This is a genomic window from Paludisphaera soli, from assembly GCF_011064595.1.
Taxonomy (GTDB): domain Bacteria; phylum Planctomycetota; class Planctomycetia; order Isosphaerales; family Isosphaeraceae; genus Paludisphaera; species Paludisphaera soli.
The window spans coordinates 1-3,618 of sequence record NZ_JAALJI010000079.1 but is presented as its reverse complement, the minus strand read 5'-3'; the positions used below and the strand labels follow the sequence as shown (position 1 = coordinate 3,618).

Below are 3,618 nucleotides of genomic sequence, written 5' to 3'. Positions count from 1 at the left end.
ACCCGGCGGAACCCAGGGCCTCGGCCAGGTTGTTCAGGCTCTCCAGCGCGTCGGGGTGGTCGGAGCCCAACTCGGCCGCGCGCGTGGCGTGCGCCTTCTCGAGGAGCGGGACCGCCTTCCCGGCCAGGCCGAGGTGGACCAGCGACCGCCCCAGGCGGTCCTGGAGGCCGGCCACCAACAGCGGGTCGCCCATCCCTTCACCTTCGAGCCGGACGGCGGCGAGGGCGAGCCGGTCGCCGAGCACGGCTCGCAGGGGCCGATCGTCCTTCTCCTCCTCGCGCGGGTCGAGGTCGTCGAACACCGACGCCAGGATTTCGCTCCCCTGCCTGACCTGCTCGAGCCGCTTCCGGGCGTTCGCGTTGGCGATCCGCTCGCTCTCGGCCCGTCCGGCCTCGGCCCTCCAGGCCCGTTCGGCCCGGATCAGGCCCCAGGTGGTGCCGACGACGCCGACGACCAGGAGGAGGAAGATCGTCGCGATCGCCGCCACGGGGCCTCGGTTTCGCCGCAGGAACTTCCCCAGACGGTAGCCGGTCGACGGCGGGGAGGCCTCGACGGATTCGTCGTGCAGATAGCGCTCGACGTCCCGGGCCAGGCCGAGGGGGGTCTCGTAGCGCCGCGATCGGTCCTTCTCCAGGCACTTCATGACGATCCAGTCGAGGTCGCCCCTCACGAGGCGGGCGAGCCTGACGGGCTCGAGCCGCCGGAGGGCCGCCACGCTCGGCAGGGCCTCGCTGCCGCCGAGGCGGACGCTCGGCCGCGGCGGGTCCTCCTCGAGGATCCTCCGCAGGACCTCGTGCCAGGCCGCCTCGCGCAGGTGCGGGCGTTCCAGCGGCGTCGTGCCGGTCAGCAGCTCGTACAGGATCACGCCCAGGGCGTAGACGTCGGCCCGGGCGTCGACGTCCACGTTGCCGGGGGCGGCCTGCTCCGGGCTCATGTACAGCGGCGTGCCCATCGCCGCGTCGGGCGCGGTGCGCGCGGAGGACTCGACGAGCGGCCGCCGCGTGGCCTTCGCCAGGCCGAAGTCGATGACCTTGGGGGTCGGCCGGCCGTCGCAGAGGCCGACCAGGATGTTGCTCGGCTTCAGGTCGCGATGGACGACGCCCTTGGTGTGGGCGTGCTGCACGGCCCGGCAGACGGCGATGAAGAGGTCGAGTCGCTCGCCGACGTCGAGCCGGGCCCGGTCGCAGTACTCGGTCAGCGGCGCCCCCTCGACGTACTCCATCACGAAGAAAGGCCGGCCGTCCTCGGTCGTGCCGCCGTCGAAGACCCTCGCGATGTTGGGGTGGTCCATGAGGGCCAGCGCCTGGCGCTCGGCCTCGAACCGGGCCAGGATCGACCGCGAGTCCATCCCGGGCCGGATCAGCTTCAGCGCCACGCGACGCCGGACGGGCCGCGTCTGCTCGGCGAGCCAGACCGTCCCCATGCCCCCCTCCCCGACCACCTCGACCAGCTCGTAGCGGCCGGCGATCGTCGCGCCGCGGCCGGCGGGCGACGCGGAAGGCGGCGCGTCGAGCAGGCCCCCGGCCCCCTCGTAGGCCGCGAGCAGGCGCTCCACGCGGGCCCGAAGGGCGGGGTCGCCGGCGCAGGCCTCCTCGAGGTAGGCCCGACGCTCGTCGGGCGTCGTCCGCTCCAGCGCCTCGGCGAACAGGCTCTCTTCGGTCATCGCGTCGGCCCTCGGCTTCCGGGGGATCGCCCGAGGACGGCCGCCCGGCATGCGGCCGGAGGCCCCGATCCCCGGACGACCATCGACACTACGCGAGCGGTCAGGTGCCGAACAGGTGGCCCCAGCGCCGGCGATTCGCCGGCAGCGGAGCGGGGAAGTTCCCGTACCCGGCGAACTCCACGTGGTCCTGGTCGGTCTCGTCCTCGAACGAGTCTTTCACCCAGGCCAGGGCGATCTTGATGTCGCCGATGTAGACGATGTCGGCGCCGGCCCCCCCCCGGATCACGTCGTCGTCGTCGTCGTCGACCTGGCTAAGTGCGACGCCGGTCGCCTCGTCGAAGACGGCGTAGCCGCCGCAGAGGATGTCGGCCCCGTCGCCGCCGTAGAGGAAGTCGTGCCCGTCGCCGCCGAAGACCAGGTCGTCGCCCCCGTCCCCCGAGACGCGGTCGATGCCGCCGCCGCCGTAGACGAAGTCGTTCCCGGCCCCGCCGTACAGGGCGTCCGTGCCGTCCTGCCCCAGGAGCGAATCGTGACCGTCGCCCCCGTACATGTAGTCCGTGCCGTCGCCGCCGTACATGAGGTCGTTGCCGGCGAGGCCGTCCATGACGTCCTTGCCGGCGTTCCCGACCATGTAATCGAAGCCGTAGCCGCCCGTGAGGCGGTCGTCGTCCGCGCCGCCGTCGAGGAAGTTGTAGCCGGCGTCGAGGCCGGCCGTCAGGACGTCGACGCCCGCGTCGCCGAACAGGTAGTCCACCCCGTAACCGCCGTCGATCGAGTCGTTCCCCTCGCCGCCGCGGAGCTGATCGCTGCCGTGCCCCCCGGAGATGACGTCGTCGCCGGCGCCCCCGGCGATCTCGTCGGGCCCCAGGGCCCCGATCAGCGTGTCGCGGCCGTCGCCGCCGTCGATGTGGTTGAGAATGGAGTCCGGACGGATGAAGCCGCCGTAGATCACGTCGTCGCCGCCGTCGCCGTACAGGTGGTCCTCGCCGTACGAGCCGTCGATGGAGTCGTTGCCCACGCCGCCGCGGATGACGTCGGCGCCGGAGCCGCCCCGGAGCACGTCGTCGCCGGGGCCGCCGTCGGCCGAGGCGGCGATCGCCGTGTCGTTCGTGAAGACGTCCCGGCCCTCGTAGCCCAGGAAGAAGACGAGCCCGCCCGAAGGCATGGTGAAGTCCTGGACCCGTCCGTCCTCGGTGACCCGGATCGCCGAACCGGGGACGACGGAGGAGGGGGCGGCGGCGGTCTTCCCCGAGATCACGACGGCCGACCGCTCGACGACGCTCACCGAATCGTCGCCGGTCGTGCCGTAGATGAACAGGACGTCGCCGAAGAGCGTGGCCGGGACGGCCCGCACCTGCAGGGCCTCCAGGGCCGGGAGGGCGCGGCGGGCCGCGCGGGCGGGTCGGCGGCGGGTCGCGAAACGGCCTTCGAGGGCGGTCGCCAGTCGGGCGAGCGGGGACTTGCGCATGTTTCGATCCTCTCGTCTCGGGGGTGCGTCGTCCGGGAGCCGGGCGGTCGAATCCGCCCGCCACCTCCCCATGCGACGCGGCCGGCCCGAAGGCGTCAGCCGGTCCGAGATTTTTCCCGCCGATCAGCGGGCGACCATGCGGCCCTCACCCGCCGTCGCCGGCCATGGCGTCGTAGAGCCAGGCCCGGGCGTACCGCCAGGAGCGATCGGCCGTCGAGGGGGAGATCGCCAGGCATTCGGCCGCCTGCTCCAGCGTCAGGCCGCCGAAGAACCGCAGCTCCACGAGCTTGGCCTTCAGGGGCTGCACGACCGCGAACCGTTCGAGGGCCTCGTGGAGTTGCAGGAGCTCCTCGGGCGGGCTCGAAGCGTCCAGCGCGTCCAGGTCGGCGGCCTCGCGACGACGCCCCCCGCCATGCTTGACCCGCCGCTTGCGCCGGGCGTTCTCGACGAGGATCCGTCGCATCGATTCGGCCGCCGCGGCGAAGAA

3 protein-coding genes are annotated in these 3,618 nt (G+C 73.1%); all 3 read right to left on the bottom strand.

Translation table 11 applies throughout. The features are described 5' to 3' along the window. On the bottom strand, positions 1-1,663 hold a 1,663-nt coding region (locus G6O68_RS31440; RefSeq protein WP_165253649.1), incomplete at its 3' end, for a serine/threonine-protein kinase. A 100-nt stretch (positions 1,664-1,763) separates the two neighbouring features. Next, positions 1,764-3,131, bottom strand: coding sequence for a calcium-binding protein (locus G6O68_RS31435; protein WP_165253647.1), 1,368 nt, complete (start codon positions 3,129-3,131; stop codon positions 1,764-1,766). Between the two features lie 145 nt (positions 3,132-3,276). Next, a partial coding sequence (locus G6O68_RS31430; protein ID WP_240911584.1) for an ECF-type sigma factor occupies positions 3,277-3,618 on the bottom strand: 342 nt, incomplete at its 5' end.